This window comes from Paraburkholderia acidicola (assembly GCF_002362315.1).
GTDB lineage: Bacteria > Pseudomonadota > Gammaproteobacteria > Burkholderiales > Burkholderiaceae > Paraburkholderia > Paraburkholderia acidicola.
The window spans coordinates 1,577,931-1,600,457 of sequence record NZ_MTZV01000006.1 but is presented as its reverse complement, the minus strand read 5'-3'; the positions used below and the strand labels follow the sequence as shown (position 1 = coordinate 1,600,457).

The 22,527-nt window shown below is 63.3% G+C and carries 22 protein-coding genes; 10 read left to right on the top strand and 12 right to left on the bottom strand.

Going from position 1 to position 22,527, the window contains the following annotated elements:
- Positions 1-2: 2 nt before the first annotated feature.
- The 3 genes from BWP39_RS25835 to BWP39_RS25825 all read right to left on the bottom strand — a co-directional run bounded on the left by BWP39_RS25835 (position 3) and on the right by BWP39_RS25825 (position 3,140).
- Complete coding sequence (locus tag BWP39_RS25835; RefSeq protein ID WP_096725094.1) at positions 3-848, bottom strand: carbohydrate ABC transporter permease; 846 nt, start codon at positions 846-848, stop codon at positions 3-5.
- Positions 845-1,756 (bottom strand): carbohydrate ABC transporter permease, encoded by a 912-nt coding sequence (locus BWP39_RS25830; protein ID WP_096725093.1) that lies wholly within the window; start codon positions 1,754-1,756, stop codon positions 845-847. The genes BWP39_RS25835 and BWP39_RS25830 overlap by 4 nt, the downstream gene beginning before the upstream one ends.
- Positions 1,757-1,907: 151 nt before the next feature.
- Positions 1,908-3,140 carry an ABC transporter substrate-binding protein gene (locus BWP39_RS25825; RefSeq protein ID WP_096725092.1) on the bottom strand — a complete coding sequence of 411 codons (1,233 nt, stop codon included), beginning with the start codon at positions 3,138-3,140 and terminating at the stop codon, positions 1,908-1,910.
- Positions 3,141-3,414: 274 nt separating this feature from the next.
- Here BWP39_RS25825 and BWP39_RS25820 point away from each other — a divergent pair, with 274 nt between their 5' ends.
- From BWP39_RS25820 to BWP39_RS25805, 4 genes are all read left to right on the top strand, one after another.
- Positions 3,415-4,188: an SDR family oxidoreductase gene (locus BWP39_RS25820; RefSeq protein ID WP_096725091.1), complete on the top strand. Its 774-nt coding sequence runs from the start codon at positions 3,415-3,417 to the stop codon at positions 4,186-4,188.
- A gap of 48 nt (positions 4,189-4,236) precedes the next feature.
- Positions 4,237-5,325, top strand: coding sequence for an ABC transporter ATP-binding protein (locus BWP39_RS25815; RefSeq protein WP_096725090.1), 1,089 nt, complete (start codon positions 4,237-4,239; stop codon positions 5,323-5,325).
- 66 nt (positions 5,326-5,391) lie between these two features.
- Positions 5,392-6,258: a MurR/RpiR family transcriptional regulator gene (locus BWP39_RS25810; RefSeq protein WP_096725089.1), complete on the top strand. Its 867-nt coding sequence runs from the start codon at positions 5,392-5,394 to the stop codon at positions 6,256-6,258.
- A 102-nt stretch (positions 6,259-6,360) separates the two neighbouring features.
- A complete protein-coding gene (locus BWP39_RS25805; RefSeq protein WP_096725088.1) occupies positions 6,361-7,218 on the top strand; it encodes a class I SAM-dependent methyltransferase in 858 nt (285 codons plus the stop codon).
- Here the strand turns inward: BWP39_RS25805 and BWP39_RS25800 are convergent.
- A complete protein-coding gene (locus BWP39_RS25800; RefSeq protein WP_096725087.1) occupies positions 7,187-8,101 on the bottom strand; it encodes a LysR family transcriptional regulator in 915 nt (304 codons plus the stop codon). The genes BWP39_RS25805 and BWP39_RS25800 overlap by 32 nt on opposite strands.
- A 104-nt stretch (positions 8,102-8,205) precedes the next feature.
- Here BWP39_RS25800 and BWP39_RS25795 point away from each other — a divergent pair, with 104 nt between their 5' ends.
- Positions 8,206-9,039 (top strand): SDR family oxidoreductase, encoded by an 834-nt coding sequence (locus BWP39_RS25795; protein WP_096725086.1) that lies wholly within the window; start codon positions 8,206-8,208, stop codon positions 9,037-9,039.
- A gap of 31 nt (positions 9,040-9,070) precedes the next feature.
- Here BWP39_RS25795 and BWP39_RS25790 read toward each other — a convergent pair whose 3' ends face one another.
- The 7 genes from BWP39_RS25790 to BWP39_RS25760 form a co-directional block, all read right to left on the bottom strand.
- On the bottom strand, positions 9,071-9,901 hold the full coding sequence (locus BWP39_RS25790; RefSeq protein ID WP_207557100.1) for a MipA/OmpV family protein: 831 nt from the start codon (positions 9,899-9,901) through the stop codon (positions 9,071-9,073).
- A complete protein-coding gene (locus tag BWP39_RS25785) occupies positions 9,898-10,785 on the bottom strand; it encodes an alpha/beta hydrolase (protein ID WP_328590133.1) in 888 nt (295 codons plus the stop codon). Before BWP39_RS25785 ends, BWP39_RS25790 begins: the two co-directional genes overlap by 4 nt.
- Positions 10,785-11,573, bottom strand: coding sequence for a DUF4118 domain-containing protein (locus BWP39_RS25780; protein WP_096725084.1), 789 nt, complete (start codon positions 11,571-11,573; stop codon positions 10,785-10,787). The genes BWP39_RS25785 and BWP39_RS25780 overlap by 1 nt, the downstream gene beginning before the upstream one ends.
- Before the next feature lie 393 nt (positions 11,574-11,966).
- The gene (locus BWP39_RS25775; protein WP_133116940.1) at positions 11,967-13,028 is read right to left on the bottom strand and encodes a CobW family GTP-binding protein; all 1,062 of its coding nucleotides are present in this window, start codon (positions 13,026-13,028) and stop codon (positions 11,967-11,969) included.
- A gap of 12 nt (positions 13,029-13,040) precedes the next feature.
- The gene (locus BWP39_RS25770) at positions 13,041-14,024 is read right to left on the bottom strand and encodes an MBL fold metallo-hydrolase (protein WP_207557097.1); all 984 of its coding nucleotides are present in this window, start codon (positions 14,022-14,024) and stop codon (positions 13,041-13,043) included.
- Between the two features lie 46 nt (positions 14,025-14,070).
- Positions 14,071-14,928 carry an IclR family transcriptional regulator gene (locus tag BWP39_RS25765; protein ID WP_096725082.1) on the bottom strand — a complete coding sequence of 286 codons (858 nt, stop codon included), beginning with the start codon at positions 14,926-14,928 and terminating at the stop codon, positions 14,071-14,073.
- Positions 14,925-15,755, bottom strand: a complete 831-nt coding sequence (locus BWP39_RS25760; protein ID WP_096726173.1) for an IclR family transcriptional regulator — start codon at positions 15,753-15,755, stop codon at positions 14,925-14,927. The genes BWP39_RS25765 and BWP39_RS25760 overlap by 4 nt, the downstream gene beginning before the upstream one ends.
- 294 nt (positions 15,756-16,049) lie before the next feature.
- Between BWP39_RS25760 and BWP39_RS25755 the strand changes: the two genes are divergently transcribed.
- The 5 genes from BWP39_RS25755 (at position 16,050) to BWP39_RS25735 (ending at position 22,029) form a co-directional block, all read left to right on the top strand.
- A complete protein-coding gene (locus tag BWP39_RS25755) occupies positions 16,050-17,009 on the top strand; it encodes an MBL fold metallo-hydrolase (protein WP_096725081.1) in 960 nt (319 codons plus the stop codon).
- A 61-nt stretch (positions 17,010-17,070) separates the two neighbouring features.
- A complete protein-coding gene (locus tag BWP39_RS25750; RefSeq protein WP_096725080.1) occupies positions 17,071-18,789 on the top strand; it encodes an FAD-dependent oxidoreductase in 1,719 nt (572 codons plus the stop codon).
- Positions 18,790-18,809: 20 nt separating this feature from the next.
- Positions 18,810-19,013: a DUF2783 domain-containing protein gene (locus tag BWP39_RS25745; protein ID WP_096725079.1), complete on the top strand. Its 204-nt coding sequence runs from the start codon at positions 18,810-18,812 to the stop codon at positions 19,011-19,013.
- Positions 19,014-19,196: 183 nt separating this feature from the next.
- Positions 19,197-20,729 (top strand): AMP-binding protein, encoded by a 1,533-nt coding sequence (locus BWP39_RS25740; RefSeq protein ID WP_096725078.1) that lies wholly within the window; start codon positions 19,197-19,199, stop codon positions 20,727-20,729.
- A 37-nt stretch (positions 20,730-20,766) separates the two neighbouring features.
- Positions 20,767-22,029 carry an ABC transporter substrate-binding protein gene (locus BWP39_RS25735; protein ID WP_096725077.1) on the top strand — a complete coding sequence of 421 codons (1,263 nt, stop codon included), beginning with the start codon at positions 20,767-20,769 and terminating at the stop codon, positions 22,027-22,029.
- 5 nt (positions 22,030-22,034) lie between these two features.
- On the opposite strand, the gene BWP39_RS25730 is transcribed toward BWP39_RS25735, so the two are convergent.
- Positions 22,035-22,508 carry an Lrp/AsnC family transcriptional regulator gene (locus tag BWP39_RS25730; RefSeq protein ID WP_091008441.1) on the bottom strand — a complete coding sequence of 158 codons (474 nt, stop codon included), beginning with the start codon at positions 22,506-22,508 and terminating at the stop codon, positions 22,035-22,037.
- Positions 22,509-22,527: the final 19 nt, after the last annotated feature.

The window sequence follows — 22,527 nt, the reverse complement described above, 5'->3', positions numbered from 1 at the left end:
GCTCACTTCACCGCCCCCAACGCCAGCCCCTTCACCATATATCGCTGCAACCACGCGAACACAACCGAAACCGGCAACGTCGCGCACAGCGTGGCGGCCATCACGAGGTGCCACTCCACCGTATATTTCCCCGCCACCATATCGGTCACCTGGACGGTAAGCGTCTTGTTCTCCGGCGAACGGATCAGCGTGTACACCACGGCGAACTCGTTCCACGCATTGATGAACGTGAAGATCGCGGTCACGACGATCGCCGGCACTGCAAGTGGCAAGAACACCTTGAACACCGCACGCGTACGACCGCATCCTTCAAGCCACGCCGCTTCTTCGAGATCGCGCGGCACAGTCTGGAAATACGACGACAGCATCCACACTGCGAACGCAATGTTGAACGCTGCGTACGAGACGATCACACCGATCTTCGAATCGACCAGGTTGCCATCGCCGTACGGGATCATCGCGGCGAGCCGGAACAGGCCGACCACCAGCAGGATCGGTGACAGCATCTGCGTGACGAGCAGGAACTGCCGGTAAGCACTGCGCCCGCTAAACGGGAAACGCGCGAGCGCATACGCGGCGGGCAGACTTACGGCGAGTGCCAGCGATGTCGACAGCACGCTGATCACCGCGCTGTTGCGCAGCGCGATGCCGAAATTCGCTGCGACCCACATGTCGGCGAAATTCTGCCAGTGCCAGTGCACCGGCAGCCAGCGCGCCGGATAGACGAACACTTCATCGGCGGGTTTCAAGGCAGTGAACAGCATCACCGCAAACGGAAACAGCACGAGCACGACGAGCGGTGCCAGCGCGAGCCAGCACCACAGTGTGCGTTTCATTTTCAGGCTCATGCGGCGTCCCCTTCTTTTTGCGGCAGCATGCGCAGATACACCATCGAAAACGCGAATAGCATGACCAGCATGATCAGCGATACGGCGGCTGCCTCGCCAGGCCGGCCGAGCCGGAAGCCGAGTTCGTACAGATAGGTGACGAGGATATGCGTGCCGTTGTCCGGGCCGCCTTGCGTCATCACCCAGATGATCGGAAACGAATTGAACACGTAGATCACGTTCAGCAGGATCGCCATGTTGATGAACGGCCGCAGCAGCGGCATCGTCAGTTTGCGGAACTGCTGCCATGCGCTCGCGCCATCCATGCGCGCCGCTTCGTAGATATCGCCTGGTACTGACGACAATCCGCCCAGCAGGATCGTTACCGTGAACGGTATCGATACGAGAATGCCGACGGCGATCTCGACGGGAAAAGCAAATTCGGGTGTAGCAAGCCAGTGAATCGGTCCGCCGATCAATCCCAACCGCTGCAGCGTAACGTTGACCATGCCGTAGTCGTCGTTGAACGCCCAGCGCCAGACCACGGCGGTCATCGTCAGTGACACCGACCACGGCAGCATCACGATGGTCCGCGCGACACCGCGGCCATAAAAATCCTGATTGAGCACCAGCGCGACCGGCACCGAAACCAGCACCGTGCCGCCGACCACACACGCGGTCCAGACGATCGTGCGCCGTGCCGCATCGGCGAACACCGGATCGGAGAACACGCTGTAGAAATTCTGCAGCCCGCTGAAACCGCGAATCGCACCGAAGCGCGATACCTCGTGCAGCGACTGGAACACGATGTTGTAGATCGGATAGCTGATGATAAAGAGCGCGAGAATCAGACTCGGCGCGATCAGCAACCAGGGCGCCGACAGGCGCTGCGTGATGGAACGGCTGGGCGTACTGCGGGGACGGCTCATGCGTGCTCGATCGTAGGAAGCGCCGGCCCGGTGAAACATGGGTCGGCGCGACGGGAAGGGCGGGGTGCTGTGTTGCGAATGTCGCTATCGTGGTCACTGGGCGTAACCACCGAACAGCGGTGGCTCACGCGCAGCGACTACGCGGAACGTCTTAGTGGCCGAGTGCCTTGTTAGCCTCCGTAGCTGCGCCATTCAATGCATCGGCCGGCTTCGCCTTGCCCAGGTAGACCGACTGCATCGCGTTCGAGACAGCCTTCGCGGTATCTTCCCAGCCGGTGATGGTCGGGGCGAATTTCGCGGTCGGCAGCAGTGCGACGAAAGCCTTCGTGTCGGGATCGTTGAACGCCGGGTCGGTGGCTTCAGCTTTCGTCGTAGGCAGGAAGCCTTCGGTGCTCGTGAACTCGACGCGCGGTTCCTTCGTGAACAGATAGTCGAGGAACTTCCACGCGCTCTTCTTCACCTTCGAGTTCTTGAACATCACGATCGAATCCGTCACCGCGTAGGTGGCGTGCGTCGTGCCCATCGGAATCGGATCGATGCCGTACTTGAGGTTAGGTGCTTCCTTCTTGATCTGCTTGGCGAGGAACGGTGCCGAGATCACCATCGCGACACGGCCCTGCTTGAACAGATTCTGCACGTCCTCGCGGCTGTAGCCGGTCACACCAGGTTGCGTCAAACCGTCGTCGATCAGCGTCTTGTACAGCGTCGCCGCCTTCACGCCAGCTGGCGAATTGAACGCAGCCTTGCCGTCCTTGCCGACCACGTCGCCGCCGTTGGTCCACAGCGCGTAGTACCAGTAGACGTCGGTTTCGATTTCCTTGCCCTGCAGCCCGAACCCGGCGATGCCCAGTGCCTTCAGTTTCTTCGACGCAGTGATCACGTCGTCCCAGGTCTTCGGACCATCGGGGAAGCCGGCCTTGGCCAGCAGATCCTTGTTGTAGTACAGCGCGCGGGCCGAGGCAGCGATGGGCAGGCCGTACACCTTGCCGTTGATTTCACCCGGGGCCAGGAACGGACCGATGAAGCGCGCCTTGAAGGTCGGGTCCATATAGCCGTCGAGCGGCTCAGCCACGTCGTCCTTCACGAAATCGAGCAGCCAGCGGGTACCGACGATCGCCAGATCGGCGTTGGCGCCGCCCGAGATGTCCGTTTGCAGCTTCTGCTGCAGCGTGTCCCAGTTCACGTCCTCGATCTTGATCGTGGTGCCGGGATTCGCTTTTTCGAAGTTACGGGCGATCTTTTCGAAGTACGGCGCCGTCGCATCGCTGTAGTGGGCGACGGTGACGCGGACCGTGTCGGCCTGCGCCGCATGGGCGATACCTGCAAATGCAAGTGCTACGGCAATTCTGCCGAGCACGAGGGAAGCACGTGCATGCAACGACATTTCGACTCTCCTTGGGGTGGTCTGCGCCCGGCAACCGGCCGCTGGGTTGGAATTGTTGTTTGTAAAAATCCTACATGACGAAAAAAAGCTTGTCACGTAGGGTTGTCGATATTTTTTCTCAAACCCGTTTCTGCCATAAGATACTGTAAAAGCAGGGGGATTTTGTGCGCTGCAAGGCTGGAGTGGCGGACTGGGGCGGTTGCACCCGCGCACCGCCCGCTAACCCATATGTTGGAAATTTACAAGCTTGACGGGTAATTTGACGAGGACGGACATGAAGCGTGTCGTACTGGTAACGGGAGCAAGCGGCGGGATCGGCAGCGTGTTGTGCAAGCGTTTTGTGGCGGAAGGCGACACGGTGCTGGCGCTCGATATCGACGCCGCGGCGCTCGGCGAACTCACGGCGACGTTGGGCGCCGAGCACGTCACGCCGGTTGCGGTCGACATCGGCGACGCGGCGGCGGTGCAGGCCGCAGTGGCCGAGGCGGTCGCGGTGCGCGGTCCGGTCGACGTACTGGTCGCGAACGCAGGCGGCGCGCAGCGACCCACCCTCGCGACCACCGACGCCGCAAGCTGGCAGCGCGACATCAACCTGAACCTGAACGGCACGTATTACGTCGTCGAGTCGGTGCGCAAGTCGATGATCGAGCGGCAGCGCGGCGCGCTGGTGCTGATCGGCTCGGTGAACGGTATGGCGGCGCTCGGCCACCCGGCGTACAGCGCGGCGAAGGCCGGGCTCATCAGTTACACGAAGGCGCTCGCTATCGAACTGGGTCGCTACGGTATTCGCGCGAACATCGTTTGCCCGGGCACGGTGAAAACGAGGGCGTGGCAGGCGCGTGTCGACAAGCATCCGCAGGTTTTCGAGGACCTGAAGAAGTGGTATCCGCTGGGCGACTTCGCGACCCCGGACGATATCGCCGACGCCGTACTGTTCCTCGCTTCGCCGCAGGCGCGGGTGATTACCGGCGTGGCGCTGCCCGTCGACGGTGGCCTGATGGCGGGCAACCGGCCGATGGCCGAGGAACTGACGCTCGAATCGATCTGAGCCCGGTGAACACACCGCGTTCGATGCAAGAACCGTAATGAGGACAGCATGGCAGCAGTGCAACTGAGCGGCATCTTCAAGCGCTATGGCGAGACCCAGGTCGTGCACGGCATCGACCTCGCGATCGATGACGGCGAATTCGTCGTGCTGGTCGGCCCATCAGGATGCGGCAAGAGCACGTTGATGCGGATGGTGGCCGGGCTCGAAGAGATCAGCGGCGGCGATCTGTTGATCGGCGGCACGCGTTCGAATAGCCTGCCGCCGCAGCAGCGCAACATCTCGATGGTGTTTCAAAGCTACGCGCTGTATCCGCATCTGTCGGTGTACGAGAACATCGCGTTCGGCCCGCGCATCCGCAAGGAATCGCCGACGAGTTTCAAGCCGCGCATCGAGGCCGCGGCGAAGATGCTGAACCTGAGCGGCTATCTGGACCGTCTGCCGCGTGCTTTATCGGGCGGCCAGCGGCAGCGGGTCGCGATGGGGCGCGCGGTGGTGCGCGAACCGTCGCTGTTTCTGTTCGACGAGCCGCTGTCGAATCTCGACGCGAAACTGCGCGTGCAGATGCGCACGGAAATCAAGGCACTGCATCAGCGGTTGAAGAACACGATCATCTACGTGACGCACGACCAGATCGAAGCGATGACGATGGCCGATCGCATCGTCGTGATGAACGCTGGCCGCATCGAGCAGGTTGGCCGACCGCTTGATCTTTATGATCGACCCGCGAACCTGTTCGTTGCGAGTTTTCTCGGCTCGCCTTCGATGAATTTCGCTGAAGGCGTCGTGGCATCCGGTGCACAAGGTCCAGTATTGAAACTCGGCGACGGCGCGGAGATCGGCTTGCCCGGAGCGGGCGCACCGGTGGGCACGAAATGCACGCTCGGCGTGCGGCCCGAACACGTCGACATTACTCTTGCGAACCAGGGCTCGGCCGGCGTAGCTGCTGTGGCGATGGACATCGAGGTCGTCGAGCCGACCGGTGCGGAAACGCATCTGTACGGGAAAATCGGCGGCAATACGTGGTGTGTCACCAGCCGTCTGCGCTCGGCGTTCGAGCCTGGGCAACGCGTGACACTGGGCCTGCCCGCCGGAAATCTTCATCTGTTCGATACGGAGAGCGGACGCAGAATCGCCTGACGCCGCCGTGGTCGAAGCCGTGACCGGCGCGCGGATTCCAGACCTCAACCCATAAGGAACGCAGGGGTGTCCGCACCGAATCTGATTCCCCACATCCGCGGCGCACTGACGTCGTTGCGGCCTGCCGAGCGCAAGGTCGCCGACATGGTGCTGTCCGACGTCGACTTCGCGATGCGCGCAAGCATCACCGAACTGGCGCAGCGTGCCGACGTGTCCGAGCCGTCGGTGACGCGCTTCTGCCGTGCGATCGGTGCGCACGGTTTGCGCGACTTCAAGATGCAGCTCGCGCAGAGCGTGGCGGGTGGGATGCCGTATGCGTCGACGGCGGTTGCACGCGACGACGATACCCAGACGCTGCTCGACAAGGTGGGCGAGGCGGCTGTCGACGGCATTACGCATGCACGCAGCGAGCTTGATCCGGTCGCCGTCGATGCCGCGATTACAGCGCTCTCGCATGCGCGGCGCGTGTTTTTCTTCGGCGTTGGCTCGGGTTCCGGGCTGGTCGCGCAGGATGCCGCGCTGCGTTTTTTGCGCCTCGATATCGCGGCGAGTGCGTTTAGCGACAGTCATCTGCAGCGCCTTTACGCGGGGCTGATGGAACCGGGTGACGTGGCGTTCGCGATTTCGCACGCGGGGCGCAGTGTCGAAGTGAACGAAAGCATCCAGATCGCCAAAGAGCGCGGCGCAACGACGATTGCGCTGACCAACGTCGGTTCGCGGCTCGCGTGGCTCGTCGATATTCCGCTGCTGCTGCGCGTGCCGAGCCCGATCGATCCAAATACGCCGGGTGTATCGCGGCTTGTGCATCTGTGCATTATGGATGCGCTTGCAATTGGCGTTGCGCTGCGGCTTGGGCCGAAGACGCTGGAGAAGATGCGGCATGCGAAGGCGCGGCTTGGGCATGAAGCGGAGCCGGCGGGGGGTGAGGCCTGAAGAGCGGCTGCTTCCGGTTTGGTTTTTACCCCTTGACTTCAAGTCGACTTGAACCGGCACAGTCTGGTTTCCGCCTCTTGAGGCCCAGCGAGGAAACCGATCATGAGCGACACACCTCACACCGATAACCAGCAGACGGCGTTCTGGAACGGCCGCGCCGGATGCGCCTGGGTCAACGCGCAAGGGTTGCTCGACCAGATGCTCAAACCGTTCGAACACCTGCTCGTTGACGCGGTATGTGCAGAAGCGGGGCGGCGGGTACTCGACGTCGGTTGCGGGACGGGCGGCACCACGCTCGCGGTCGCGCGATTGCTCGGTACGAAAGCTCAGTGCACGGGTGCCGACATCTCGGAGCCGATGATCGCAGCCGCCCGGGCGCGCGCCCAACGGGAAGCAACGCAAGCAAGCTTCATTCGCGCCGACGTGCAGCGCCACACCTTCGATCCCGCCAGCTTCGACACGATCATGTCGCGCTTCGGCGTGATGTTCTTCGACGACCCAGTCATTGCCTTCACGAACCTGCGACGCGCGGCAACCGATGACGCGCGACTTCACTGCATCGCCTGGCGCGGTGCCGCGGACAATCCGTTCATGACGACAGCTGAGCGCGCCGCGGCGCCGCTATTGCCGAACCTTCCCGCTCGTCGCCCTGGTGCGCCGGGGCAGTTCGCGTTCGCGGACCAGCACCGCGTTGCATCGATTCTCGAAGCAAGTGGTTGGGCCGCGATTGAGATCCGGCCGGTCGATGTCGATTGCACGTTGCCCGAGAGCGCGTTGGTCGATTACTTCAGCACGCTGGGCCCCGTTGGCCTGGTCCTGCAGGATGCGGACGAGCAAACTCGCAAGCAGGTTGTCGACGTTGTCCGCCGCGCTTTCGATCCTTATGTGCACGGAGCGGACGTGCGTTTTACCGCGGCCTGCTGGATGATCAGCGCAAGCGCTGCAAATCCTCCGCGCTGAACTCCCGCACCACCTCGATAAATGCCCGCAGCCCAGCGGGCACATGCCGATGCCCCGGGTAGTACAGGCACAACCCGGGCGCCTCTTCCGACCACGCATCGAGCACCTGAACCAGCCGCCCGGCCGCGATTTCCGCGGCCACGGCCCATTCGCTCATCCACGCAAGGCCGACGCCGTGCAGCGCGGCGTCGAGCATCAGATTCGGACTGTCGAGCGTCAGTGCGCCGTTTACCTCGATCTGCACGCGTTCGCCGCGGCGGCAGAATTCCCATTTGTACGGCGCGCCGCCCGGCAATCGCGCGCGAATGCATACGTGTGCCCGCAGATCGTCGGGCACGCGCGGCTTTTTGTGTTTCGCGAAGTACGCGGGCGCGCCGACCACCACGAATCGCACCGCCTGACTGCATGGCACCGCGATCATGTCCTGAGGGACCTGGCCGATCTGACGGACTCCTGCGTCGAAACCTTCGGCGACGATGTCGACCATCCGCGCATCCGTCACGATGTCGAGCTTCATGTCGGGACAGCGGCACAGGAATTCGTAGCCGACCGGATTCATCAGCCGCGTGGCGGCGCCTTCCGATGCATTGATGCGCAGCGTGCCCGTCGGTGTTGCGCGATGCGTGTTCGCTTCGTCCATCGCCGCGGGGATCTCGCGCAACGCGGGACTGACGCGCGCGAGAAACTGCTCGCCGGCTTCGGTCAGCGACACGCTACGTGTGGTGCGGTGAAAGAGGCGCACGCCCATACGTTGCTCAAGCGCGGCAACTGCATGGCTCAGCGCCGACGGCGACATGCCCAGTTCCTTCGCGGCGCTGCGAAAGCTGCGATGGGCGGCCACCGCGGCGACTGCGCTCAGTTCGGATAACGCTGTGCGGTTCATTGTGCTGTTTCCTGCATCAACCCATGCGGCCCGGTGTGTATTGTCGCATCGATGATGCGTTGCTACCTTGCTCGCAGTTCATCAACGATTGAAGGAAGCGAATCATGAGCAAGACCATCCTGATTACCGGCGCGTCGTCGGGGATCGGCCGTGCCAGCCTGGCGCTGTTTGCGAGCCGGGGCTGGAACGTCGTGGCAACGATGCGTCGTCCGGACACCTCGCTGGCGTCCAGCAATGTGCTGGTCGAGAAGCTGGATGTGCAGGACGCGGACAGTATCCGTCACGCGGTGGAGGCGGGAATCGAGCGCTTCGGGGCTATCGACGTGCTGCTGAACAACGCCGGCTACGGTCAGTACGGGCTGTTCGAGGCGCTGTCGCGCGAACAGATCCAGACGCAGTTCGACGTCAACGTATTTGGCGTGATGGATGTCACGCGAGCGGTGCTGCCGCACTTCCGCGAACGCAAGAGCGGCTTGATCGTGAATGTCGGTTCGGGCGCAGGCATCTTCACGCTACCGATGATCTCGCTCTACTGCGCAAGCAAGTTCGCACTTGAGGGATTCACGGAAGCGCTGTCGTACGAACTCGCATCGCAGGGCATCGGCGTGAAGCTCGTCGATCCGCATGGTGGTGTGACGAGCACGCGTTTTAACGAACGGTCGGCGGAAAGCGCGGCAGTGGGCGACGCGAACGGCGACGCATTGAAGGACTACGATGCGTTTGTGGCACGTACCGCTACCGCATTCGCGAGCCTGGCGGCGGCGAGTACGATCACCGCGGAAGAAGTCGCCTCGGTGATTTACGGCGCAGCAACCGACGGCAGCGACCGCTTGCGTTATCTGGTCGGCGACGACGCACGCGGCTATGTCCGGGCGCGCCGCACGCTCGACGACCAGGCCTATGTCGATTTCATGCGCGCCCGTTTTCCATCGGCGTGACGGCGCGATTGCGTGACGCTGGATGCTCGTGTCAATAACGGTAGTTCACAGACGCAAGCGAATTAAGCTCAAAGCGCCGCGAAGTAATCGGGCTGTCGGCGGCGTAGTGCTGCAGGCGGCCCGCCACCACCGTGATCGAACTCGTCCAGTGCTTCGAGAAATCGTGGCTCACGTAGAAGTTCATGTGGATGTCGCGGATGCCGGAGCCGGTATCGAAAGTCGGCAGTTTCGAAGCCGCGCTTTGCTGCGACGACACACCGAAGAAGGTGCGCGTGTACTCCGCATCGGCCCATGTGAAGCCGGGACCGACTGAGAAAAGCCAGCTGTCGAGTGGCAGCGATGCGTATAGATCGCTCACGATCGTCTTGCCCTGCCGGTTGCCGCCGATATCCTGATACATCGCGACGGAACCGGTAAATGCCCACCACGTGTAATCGCCGAACAGTTTTAGTTTCGGGGTCCAGTGCACGCCGCCGAGGCCGCGCAGACGCGGATCGTCGGATTCGCTGCGCGACTGGAAGTCGAGGGTCAGCGCCGCGCCTATGTGGTAATTCGGGTCGCGCAGCACGTTCACACCGAGCACATCCGGACCTTGCGAGAAGAATCGGTCGTCGTAGGAGATATCGAGTGCGGGGAACGGATAGACCTTCAGTTTGCTCGAGCCTGGATACGCGGGCGAGACGATTACACCCGGGCCGAATGCGATCTTCCATTTGCTCGGCGGGGTGGCACTTGCAGCCGTATCGGACGCAACGCCCGCAGGCGCTACAGCACCTGCCGGTTCGTCCGCATACGCGCCACAGGAGACCCCCGTGAGCCCGGCAAGCAGCAAAGAGAAAAAGGTAGCGCGTACAACCATCATGCGTGTTCCTTGCTAAGCGCCGACAACTGCCGCAGCCGTCGCGCCAGCGCCTTCGAGACGACGGGCGTCTTCGTGTGGTCGCCGGTGCTCGCCATTTCGCTCTCGCGTAGAAACGCAGCGGTTTCGCGCGCAACGACTTCGCGTTCGTTGTCGGAGGTGATCATGTGATAGGAGTCGTCGAGCCAGATCGTGCGCAGAAAGCTCGTATCGATTTCGGCGGCCACGAGGAGCGCGTTGCGCGGGCTCGATGTTTCGTCGTCGATGGCGTGAATGATCAGGCAGTCGTTGCGGATCTCGCTTAGTTGCGAGCGCACCCAACGCACCAGCCGGCTCGCTTCGTGCAATGCGGGCAGCGAGATCGTCGACGGTCCTACTTCGCTGAAGTCGCTGCGCTGCATCGCCCGCGCGATCTTTGCGCGCAGCGCTTCGTTGCGCAACCCGAACGGCGCCGCTTCGCGATAGCGCCAGTGTTTGCGCAACGGCGTGAAGTACGCCCAGTCGAGCAGAAAGCGATACCACGGCATCGACCAGCCGTCGTAGGCGAGCGTGATCGACAGCAGCACGAGTGCCTGTGCGGTCGGTCGACGGCGGGCAAGCGCCAGCGCGAGCGTCGAGCCGATCGATAGCCCGCAGATCGATACGCGCGCATAGCGGCTCGCGAGCGCGTCGTATTCGGCGATCGCGGCGTCGAGCCAGCGCTCCATCTGCTGTTCCGGCATGCCCGCGCTATAGCCGTCGAGCACCGGCGCACAGGTCGTGAATCCTTCGGTATGCAGAAATCGCGCGAGAAAGCGCAGTTCGAGCGGCGAGCTCGACAGGCCGTGCAGCAGGAGCACGGCGTGCTGGTCGCCCGCGTTGAAAATAGTAGAAGGCCGGTCGATGATCAGTCTCCGATGCGCAGCACGAGGAAATCCCCCGCGTGCGTCGTGAAGCGTTCGCAGATGCAATCCACGAGTTTCGACGGGCCGTTGGTCGAGGCGATACGAACCCGATGGCTACCGGGCCACAAACCGTTCCAGAAGCGCTGGATGTCTTCGGGATGCACGTCGGCATAGCGCGGCCCCGGCGCGATTTCACTGGGCAGTGCAAGCCGCAAGCCGGACGTTCCTGCCATAGCCGGTGGGCTGGCACCGTTGATCGCCACCGCCCCGTTGCGCTCGAGCGCCTGGATCAGGATGAACGCCTTGTTGTGCTGCGCGAGATGACGGAGCAGACGATGGGTTTCATCGACGGCGCGACGCGCGATAGCGCGCTCGTTGTCGTGCCGCAGCAGCATTTCGTAGCGCGATTGCGCGACCGATGCGATCAGCTCCGCGCGGAATTGCGCCCGTCTCAGGCGTTCGATCAGCGTGATGATGATCAGTGTGATGAGCGGGTACGAGATCACGAGGATCAGGTCCCGGCGGTCGAACACGTCGATTTGCGCGTACGGCGGCACGAACAGGTAATCGGCGATGCCGAGGCCGAGCACCATCACGGTCGCCGCGGGCGCGAGCCCAAAGTAGTATTCGATCAGCGCGGCGGCGACACCGAACGTGGCGCTGGGCATGACCGGACCGATCAGCGGGTGGAGCAGTAGCCGCACGACGGCGGCAATGACGACCGCGGCCGCCACGGCGATCCATGGGCGGGTTCCCCGCGGGGCCCAGCGTCGGGCGTTTTGAACATGCATAGAATTCTTTTGTTTGACCGGTCCGGTTAAAGACGAGGTGACGCACGGCCGGTTGAAGCGAGCGGTTGTGGATCGCGAATCATTCGCAACTTGTCCGGATTCCTGCATTTGCGCGCTGGCGCGCTGAATCCGCGACACGTGGCGCCGGGTGTACGGGAACGGGACTCCACAACCGGGTCGATAATATATAACGGCACCCCTTACCAAAGGTTGACGGCGGAAAACGCGAATTTCGCGTCAGACGCCGCCGGGTCGGCGCGACCGCGTGTAATACGGCGTAACCGCAAACTTACACGCTTTTGTCATGGGTGATAAAGCTCGATTTGCCGGCAATGGGGATTGATACCGGGCTGCGCGGCTGCGAAACGCCTACGACATGCCTACGACAGGCATTCAATCGACGGTCGCCACGCACTCCACGCCGGCTTCGCGCAGAAAGTGTGCGATGGTCGCCTCGACGATCGATGCGTCGAGGTCCTGCACGATGAAGACGAGTCGCGTCGTGCGATCGTCGTCGGGCCAGTGGTCGAGTTGTAGTGGTTCGTGTAGCCACTGCTGCACGCCATGCAACACGACAGGCCGCGTTTCGCCGATGAAATTGCCGATGCCCTTCATGCGCAAAATGCGCTCGCCGTGATAGCCGAGCAGCACGGTCAGCGCGTTTTCGAGTGCGTGCATCGGTAGCGGCTGCGTGTAGCTCAGGCAGAAGCTTGCGATGTCCGGATGGGCCGCGTGGATTGCATGAGGCGCTGCCGCGCCGCGCATCAGCTTGCGTGGCGCGGCTTCGGTGCGCAACCACGGTCGCAGCGCGCGCGGCGTCAGGATGTCGAGCAGTTGCGTCGCATCGATCTCGCCGTTGCGCACCGCGATACGTGGCGCGCCGGGGTTCAGCGCGGCGAGCGCGATCTCGAGCGCAGCGAGTGCCGCCGTGTCGGCGAGATCGGCTTTGGTGAGCAGCAGGCGGTCGGCGACGGCAACCTGCTGACGCGATTCTTCGTGCTTCGCAAGTTGCGCCGCGCCGTGCTTTGCATCGACGGTTGCGACGATGCCATCGAGCCGCACGCGTTCGCTCAGCGCCTCGTCGCCGAGCAGCAGTGAGATGACGGGCCCCGGCCGCGCGAGGCCGGTGGTCTCGATCAGCAGGCGTTCGAAGGCGGGAATGTCGCCGCGTGCGCGCTTCTCAAGCAGATCCGCAACCGTCGAGGCAAGACCGTCACGCACGCCGCAACACAGACAACCGTTTTCGAGTAGCGCAATGGTATCGTCGCGCGTCGCGCCGACGAGCAGATGATCGAGACCGATCGCACCCAGCTCGTTGATGACCACCGCGCACCGGCCGAGCACGGGTTGCGGCAACAACCGGTTGAGCAGTGTCGTTTTACCGGAACCGAGAAAGCCGGTGAGCAGCGTGACCGGAACGGCTGCGGCGTGCGTTGCTTGCATCGTCTGAGTCACGTGACCTCGTGCCTAGATGATCTGCAGATCGCGTCCGACGATCACTTCGCCATCGAAGTGACGGCGCGCGTCGGTGGCCCACATGTCGTCGGTGATCGCGGGGTCGCCACCCGGCACGAAATGGCTCAGCACCAGCGTCTTCACGCCTGCCGCAGCCGCGATCTTGCCGACCTGTTCGGTCGACGTGTGGCTCTTCACGAGATGGTCGAGCAGCGTCGGTGCGTTGTCGACGCTCTTCATCAGCCTGGCTAGCGCGGGCAGATACATCACTTCGTGGACGAGCACGTCCGCACCTTTTGCGAATTCGGCGAGCGCCGGATAGTAGGTTGTGTCGCCGGAGAACACGACCGTGCGATCGCGCGTTTCGAAGCGGTACGCGAACGCGGGCTTGATCGTGTAGTGATCGACGAGCGTCGACGTTACGCGTACGCGCTCGTCTTCCATCACGAGGCGCGGCCCGTCGAACTCGTGAATGTTGATCAGCGGCCGCAACGGCGGACGACCTTCCTCGCGCATGCGCACGTCGAGATCGATCGCGTTCATGTCGACGAAGTCGTCGATCATCTTCGTGATGCGCGGCGGTCCGTACAGATGAACTGGCGTATGCAGCCCCGTGGCCCACGCGAGAAACACAAGGTTGCCGAGATCGGCGTTGTGATCCGAGTGATGATGCGTGATGAAAATGTCGCGCAGCTTTGGCAGCTTGATACCGGCCTTGGTCAGCTGCAATGCGACGCCGTTGCCGCAGTCGACCACATACGGCTGACCATCGACCACAAGCACGTTTGCCGGTGCTGCGCGCAGGTCGGACGGTGTCGGACCGCCCTTCGTACCGAGCAGGACCAGTTGCGTGCCTTTCGACGACAACACGGTTGTCGGTGCGGCGGGCGTTTGCGCGTCGGCTTGCTGCATCCACGGCAACGATGCCGTGGCACCGGCGGTGACGGCGAGGCGCATGAAGTCGCGGCGGTTGCGTCCGAAGGGTTGATCGCTCATGTGGGTCTCTGCGTTGAAGTTGAGAGTCTTATCTTGTTCGGCCCCGCTAGCTACCGGCCGGCGCCGCCATATAACCAAACCGGTGCGACAAACGTTGCGTCGCGGCAAGCAGCGTCAACGCAGGGTGCCCCGCCGTATCGCTATCGAAGCTACCCGCCGGCCCCATCACGGCGATCACTACGCAGATGCTGCCGGTGTGATCGAACACCGGCGCAGCCAGCGTATTGATGCCGGGAATCGGTTTGTTCAGCGCGGTGTCGATGCCGCTAGCGCGGATTTGCGCAAGCCGTTGCAGATAGCCGGGCTGCAGGCGTGCCGCGGCCACGCTGCGCGCGGCCGGTTGCGCGAAGATCTCGGCAGGCTCGGCGCCGGCCAGCCGCAAGCCATCTTGTCCGAGCAGATCGCGCCGCACGTCGTCGGCGATATAAGCGCCGAACACACGACCGATCGCCGTGTTGACGAGCGACATCACGGTGCCGACGCGCAGGCTCACGTGCAACGGCCGCGGCGATTCTTCGAGCCGCACGACGGTTGGCCCCAGCGGCCCGAGCACGGCCATGGCGACGCTCATGTCCGTCGATGCCGCGAGTTCGACGACTTCGGCTTCGGCTTCGCGGGTCGGCGACAGACGCTGCAGGCCGATCAATCCGAGTTCGAGCGCAAGCGGACCGGCCGCGAAGCAGCCGTCGGCGTCTCGACTCAGCAAGCCGATCTTCTGCAAGCTCACCAGATGTGGAAAGGCCTTCGCCGGCGGCATCCCGGCGGCCGCGGCGAGATCCCTCAATGTGAGCGGGACGCCGGCCGCTACTAAAGCGGCGAGCAGCTCACCGGTGCTGTCGAGCGACTGGATACCGCGTTGCGGTTTCGTATCGGCGGTGGATGCGTCGATCGCTTCGGTCGTCATGGCGTCGCCTCCAGCGCCGGCGATCGTGATAGCGCGGCGAGATCCGCAGCGATGGCCTGTGCAGTGCCAAGCAACGCGCGAGCAAGCGCGCCGTTCCATGTGACGTCGATCGCGCCGGTGGGGCCGATCGCGGTCAACGCAAGGTGCAGGTCGCCCGCGGCGTCGCACACGGGCGCGCTCAGGCTGCTGATACCCGGGCTCGGCGCGTCGATGCCGCGCTCGATGCCACGCCGCCGGATTGCAGCGAGCGTTGCGTCGAACGCGTCGCGTTCTGCAGTGGGAACCGGGTAATCGGTGAGCCCGGTCTGGTTTGCCAGCATCGCGTGTAGTTTGGGTGGTGGCAGCCAGGCGCAGAACACGCGTCCCGTCGATGTGGTCGTGAGCGACATCACAGTGCCCACATGCAGATTCACGTGCAGCGGAAACCCTGCGTGCTCGTAGCGCACGATCGTCGGTCCCTGCGGCCCCGCGATGCAGATTGCGATGCTGAAGCCCACTGCCTCAGCGAGTGCCGCGACGCGCGGCACCGCCGCGCGAAACGCCGGTTGTCGTTCGAGATGCAGCAGACCGAGCCGCAACGCCAGTGGACCGGGTTCGTAGCGCCCCGACACGGCATCGCGCTTGATGAGCCCCAGCCGCGTGAGGCTGACCGCGTATGCATGCGCCTGGCCCGGCGGGAGCGCCGCGCTCGCGGCGAGATCGGACAGCGCGAGCGGCGCACGGGCATGCGCCAGCGCAGCGAGCAACCGGCCGCCGACTTCCACGCTCTGTATGCCGCGCTGCGGTTTCTGCGCAGTAGCGTCTGCTTTCTCTGTACGTTGCGTCATCTGTCTCGTCGCTGTGCCCACCGCTGTGCCCAACCATCCAGCCGTTCGAAAAAACGCCCATGTTAGCCGAAGCCGACCGGCTTCCCGACCCTCATCGTACGCCGCTCAGGATTTGTATATAGCGATACATTTCGCTATTGACAAATAAACTTGCGACATCCTAAGATGGCTTCACCCCGCTATCCGAGCAGCAAACAATCAATGCGGGGCGAGACAATCCCCGCCATGCCGCAGGCTGCTTGCCTGCCAATCCACCGGCCGTCTCGTCCCGTCACGGTCCCACTGGAGGCAGACATGGCAAAAGCATTCGCATCGCAGGCCGATCTCGAAGAAAAGAAAATCACGTTCACGCAACTGTCCGAGAACGCCTACGCCTACACGGCCGAGGGCGATCCGAATTCCGGCGTGATCGTCGGCGACGACGGCGTGCTGATCGTCGATACAACCGCGACGCCTGCGATGGCGCAGGACCTGATCGCCAGGATCCGCACCGTCACCGATAAACCGATCAAGTACGTCGTGCTGTCGCACTACCACGCGGTGCGCGTGCTCGGCGCATCCGCGTACTTCGCCGAGGGCGCGCAGCAGGTGATCGCGAGCCGCGGTACCTACGAGATGATCGTCGAGCGTGGCGAAGCCGATATGAAGTCGGAGATCGAGCGCTTTCCGCGTCTGTTCGCGGGCGTCGAAACCGTGCCGGGCCTGACGTGGCCGACACTCGTGTTCGAGCGTGAGATCACGCTGTTTCTCGGCAAGCTCGAAGTGCGTATCGCGCACCTGGGCGCGGGTCACACGAAGGGCGACACGATCGTGTGGCTGCCGTCGCAGAAGGTGCTGTTCTCAGGCGACCTCGTCGAGTACGACGCTGCGTGCTATTGCGGTGACGCACACCTCGAACAGTGGCCCGCCACGCTCGAAGCGCTGCGCGCACTCGGTGCGGACAAGCTGGTGCCCGGCCGCGGCCCCGCGCTGACGACGCCGCAGGACGTTCACAAGGGCCTCGACTACACGAAGGATTTCGTCACGACATTGCTGCAAAGCGGCCGTGAAGCGGTTGCACAACAGCTCGATCTGAAGGCGGCAATGGCGCATGCGCGCAAGGCTATGGATCCGAAGTTCGGCCAGGTGTTCATCTACGAACACTGTCTGCCGTTCGATGTGTCGCGTGCGTTCGACGAAGCAAGCGGGATCAAGCATCCGCGCATCTGGACTGCGGAGCGCGACAAGGATATGTGGAGCGCACTGCAAAGCTAGGCGACGCGCATGGTTGAACAAGGTTAAACAAAGCGCGCGGGAGACGGATGGAGACACTGCAATGAGCATCGACTACCAGGCGCTATCGTTCGAATACCGGCCGGGCCGCGAGCAGCAGCACGACGCGGATGAGGCGGTGGTGCATCCGGTGATCGTCGTCGGCGCGGGGCCGGTGGGCCTCGCGACCGCCATCGATATCGCGCAGCAACGCGTGCCCGTCGTACTGGTGGACGACGACTGCACGCTGTCGACGGGTTCGCGCGCAATCTGCTTCGCGAAACGCACGCTCGATATTTTCGACCGGCTCGGCTGCGGCCAGCGCATGGTCGACAAGGGCGTTAGCTGGAATGTCGGCAAGGTGTTCCTGCGCGACGATCTCGTCTACACGTTCAATCTGCTGCCGGAAAGCGGTCATCACCGGCCCGCGTTCGTGAACCTCCAGCAGTACTACGTCGAAGGCTATCTGCTCGAGCGCGCGCGCGAACTGCCGAACCTTGAGATCCGCTGGAAAAATCGCGTGACCGGTTTGCAACAAGCGGGTGCGCCGGGCGCAGGCGTGACGCTGACGGTCGATACACCCGATGGTCCGTATGCGCTACGCGGCCGCTATGTCGTCGCAGCCGATGGCTCGCGCAGTCCACTGCGTGCGCTGATGGGACTCGACAGCCGCGGCCGAACGTTCAAGGACCGCTTCCTGATCGCTGACGTAAAAATGGAAGCGGATTTTCCAACCGAGCGCTGGTTCTGGTTCGACCCGCCGTTTCATCCGAACCAGTCGGTGCTGCTGCATCGTCAGCCGGACAACGTGTGGCGGATCGACTTTCAACTCGGCTGGGACGCAGACCCGGTGCTCGAGAAAACCCCCGAGCGCGTGATTCCACGCGTGCGCGCACTGCTCGGTGCGGACGCGAAATTCGAACTGCAGTGGGTGAGCGTGTACACGTTCTCGTGTCTGCGGATGGAGCGCTTTCGTCACGGCAACGTGCTGTTCGCTGGCGATGCCGCGCACGGTGTGTCGCCGTTCGGCGCGCGTGGTGCGAACAGCGGCGTGCAGGACGCGGAGAATCTTGCGTGGAAGCTCGCGATGGTGGTGGCAGGCTGCGCGCCCGATGCGCTGCTCGACAGCTATGCGACCGAGCGCGAATACGCCGCCGACGAGAACATCCGCCATTCCACGCACTCGACCGATTTCATCACGCCGAAGAGTGCGGTCAGCCGCGTGTTTCGCGATGCCGTGCTGACGCTCGCGCGAGATCACGCGTTTGCGCGGCAGCTCGTCAATAGCGGGCGGTTGTCGGTGCCGGCGGTGCTGCACGATTCCACACTCAACACGCCGGATAGCGACGCGTTCAATGGCCGGATGGTGCCGGGCGCCGCGTGTTGCGATGCGCCGCTCGAGCACAACGGACAGCCCGGCTGGTTGTTACCGCAACTAGGTCAGCAGTTCACCGGGTTGCTGTTCTGCGGTGCGGGCGGTATCGACGACGATACGCAGCATGTATTGCAGGTGCTCAAACATGCGGCCGTGCCTTTACGGTTCGTGCTGATCGTGAGTGCGGACGCACGCGATCTTGTCACGACGCTTGCACGCCGTATGCCTTACGCAACTGTGGCGATCGATAGCGAAGGGCTCGCAGCCGAGCGTTACAACGCAACGGCGGGCACGTTCTATCTGCTGCGGCCCGACCAGCATGTCTGCGCGCGCTGGCGAAATATCGATGCACGCCGTATCGAACAGGCGCTCGACCGCGCGCTCTGCATGCAGGACAGCACGCAGTAGCCCACAAGAAGGAGACCAGGATGCCGCTCAACACTGAACCGAACCTCGCGCGCCCCGACGATTTCTACGAAGCGCTAATCGACATGCATCGCGATCTGGACGATGCCCAGAGCCAGTCGACGAATGCGCAGTTGATCCTGCTGCTGGCGAATCACATCGGCGACCACGCGACGCTGCTCGAAGCGATGCAAATCGCACGTAATGGGGCGACGCGTCAGGCGTAGCAGCTAGACGCAGCTGACCAGGGGAATCAACGGGATTGTCGCCACGCCGATAGTCAAGCATAGTCGTCCACACGCGTGACGGGGGCCGCCCCCGGACCGAACGATCTACGATGGAGACGCCTATGCCGACACCCCGGTTCCATACGCCGCTGTGCTCCCGCAGTCTGTCGATGGTGATCGCCCATGCCCGCTGATCTGATCTTCGAAGACCGCCTGCGCCCCGCCGACGAACTGCTCGCACGCGGTCAGCGTCTGGCGGGCGGCCTGTACCGGCTCGGCATCCGCGAAGGCGACACGGTCGCGGTCCTGATGGGCAATCTCCCCGAATATCTCGATGTGATCCAGGCATGCCGCATAGCGGGCTGCATGTATTGCCCGATCAACTGGCATTTCACGCCCGCGGAGATCGAATACCTGCTGACCGATTCCGCGGCGAAGGCATTGATCGCCGATGCCGGGCTGCTTGCCGCGTGTCTGCACGTGGTACCGCGCGGCACGGTGCTGCTCGCCGTCGATGCGAATCCGGTCGCCGGTCATCACGTACCGGTGCGCGTCGAAGCGGCGCTGCGCTACGAAAGCTGGCTCGCTAACCAGGCGCCTTACGACGGACCGACTGTCTCGCCGCGCGGACATCTCGTCTACACGTCGGGTACGACCGGCCGGCCGAAAGGTGTCGTGCGCGATGCAGTGCCGCTCGATCAGTTGCAGGCACGCGATCAGCAGTCGCAAAGGGTGCTCGCGAGCGCCTTCGGGATCGTGCCCGGTTGTCGCGTGCTGTTGCCCGCGCCGCTGTATCACAGCGCGCCCACGCTGTTCGCGCGCAGCGCGATGCAAACCGCTGCGCTGCTGGTGCTGATGCCGCGCTTCGATGCGTTGCGTGTCCTGGAGCTGATCGAGCGCCATCGGATCGACACGGTCTATCTCGTGCCGATCATGTATGTGCGTCTACTCAAGCTGTCCGCCGCCGAACGCGCGCGGCACGATCTGTCGTCGTTGCGTTTCATTGCATCGACGGGCGCGCCGTGCTCGCCGGATGTGAAGCGCGCGATGATCGAATGGCTTGGCCCCATCGTGTACGAGACCTATGCGTCGAGCGAGGTCGGTATGGTCACCGTGATCGATTCGCACGATGCGCTTGCGCGCCCTGGTAGTGCCGGGCGCCCGATCGGCGAGGCGCGGGTGCAGATTCGCCGCCAATCGGGAGAACCGGGCGAACCGTGCGATGTCGGCGAGATCGGCCTGATCTATGCGCGCCAGCCCGCCTATCCGGACTTCACCTATCGCAACAACCACGCGGCGCGCGAGCGGATCGAGCGCGACGGACTCGTCACGCTCGGCGACATGGGCTATCTCGACGCTGACGGCTATCTGTACGTCTGCGACCGCGCGTCGGACATGGTCATCTCGGGTGGCGTCAACATCTATCCGGCCGAGATCGAGAACGCACTTGCGCGGCATCCGGCGATCGGCGATGTCGCCGTGTTCGGCGTGCCTGATGCCGAGTACGGCGAGCGGCTCGTTGCCGCGATCGAATGTGATGCGGCTGCGAACGGTCTTTCAGCGGAGACGTTGATCGACTTTTTGCGTCCGCTGATCGCGGGCTACAAGATTCCGCGCGAGATCGCGTTCGTCGCACATCTGCCGCGCGACGACAACGGCAAGATCGCGAAGCGACGGCTACGCGATGCGTATGCGACGTCGCCGTGGAACCGCTAACCATTCATAAATAGAAACCATCAAGGAGACCACGCACATGACCGCCAGAACACTTCGAACGGCCCGACCGCTTGCGGCGCTTGCAGGCCTTGCAGCCGCCGTCATGGCGCTTGCTTCGTTGCCTGCGCATGCGCAGACTCCACAGCTCTCGGACGGTGTCGTGAAGATCGGCGTGTTGACCGATCTGTCGAGCGTGTATGCGTCGGTGGCCGGACAGAGTGCCGTCGAGGCAGTGCGCATGGCTGCTGAAGACTTCATGAAGGCGAACCCCGGCATCAAGGTCGAGGTGGTCGCCGCCGATCACCAGAACAAGGCCGACATCGCAGCGACACGCGCTCGCGAGTGGTTCGACGTGCAGCACGTCGACATGATCACGGACCTCGCTTCGTCGGGTGCTGCGTTCGCGGTCATCGACATCGCGAAGCAGAAGAACAGGATTGTCATCGCCACCGGGCCGGCGAGTTCGGACATCACCGGAGCGAAGTGTTCGCCGGTCAGCATTCACTACGTCTACGACACGTATGCGCTAGGCCATGCAACCGGCGATGCGATGGCGAAGCAGGGCGGCGACAGCTGGTTCTTTCTCGCCGCCGACTACGCGTTCGGCCAGGCGCTCGTGAAGGACACCTCGGAGGCCGTCAAGGCCGACGGCGGCAAGGTGATCGGTGTGGTGCGCGCGCCGCTCAACGCTTCCGACTTCTCGTCGTACATGTTGCAGGCGCAGAGCTCGGGCGCGAAAGTGATCGGCCTTGCGAACGCCGGCGGCGATTTCATCAACGCGGTCAAGAGCGCGAATGAATTCGGCCTCACACGTGGAGGCAAACAGCAACTGGCCGGGCTGCTGGTGTTCCTGTCGGACATTCACGCGCTCGGTTTGCAGACCGCACAGGGTCTGCAATTTTCAACGGCGTTCTACTGGGATCGCAACGACGAAACCCGCGCGTGGGCCAAGCGGATCTATGCACGCACGAAGAAGATGCCGACGCAGATCGAGGCGGGCGATTACTCGTCGACGATGCATTATCTGAACGCGGTGAAGGCAGCCGGCACCGACGATACCGCTGCCGTGATGAAGAAGATGAAGGAACTGCCGATCAACGATTTCTTCGCGAAAAACGGCCGGATTCGCGAAGACGGCCGCATGGTGCACGACATGTACCTCGTGCAGGTGAAGAAGCCGTCTGAGTCGAAATACCCTTGGGATTACTACACCATCAAGGCGACGATTCCCGCCGACAAGGCGTTTCGGCCGCTTGCCGAAAGTGCGTGCCCGCTTGTGAAGCCACCTGTGCAGCAATAGCGGATTTAAACCTGCACCGACGGGATGCTCTTCATGCAGCGCAGGGTGAACATCGAGCGGCTGTGGCGAATACCGGCGATCTTGTAGAGCTTCTCGCGCAGAAAGCGCTCGTAGCCCGCGGTGCCGTCCACCGCGACTTTCACCAGGTAGTCGTATTCCCCCGATACCAGGTACGCCTCGAGCACTTCCGGTAACTCGGCCAGCTCCGCGCCGAAGCGTGCGAGCGCGTTGTCATCGTGGCGATCTAGCGTGACTTCGAGGAGCACGATATCGGCGAGCCCGAGCTTCTGGTGGTCGAGCAGCGCGACATAACCGCGGATATAACCGTCGCTTTCCAGTTGCCGGGTCCGGTTCCAGCACGCGGTGGTCGACATGCCGACGCGCTCGGCGAGATCGGCATTGCTCACGCGCGCATTGGTCTGCAACTCGCGCATGATCTTGAGATCCTGCGGGTCGAGCGGGCGGTTACGCGAGGTCATGGGGGCTCCGGAACATTAT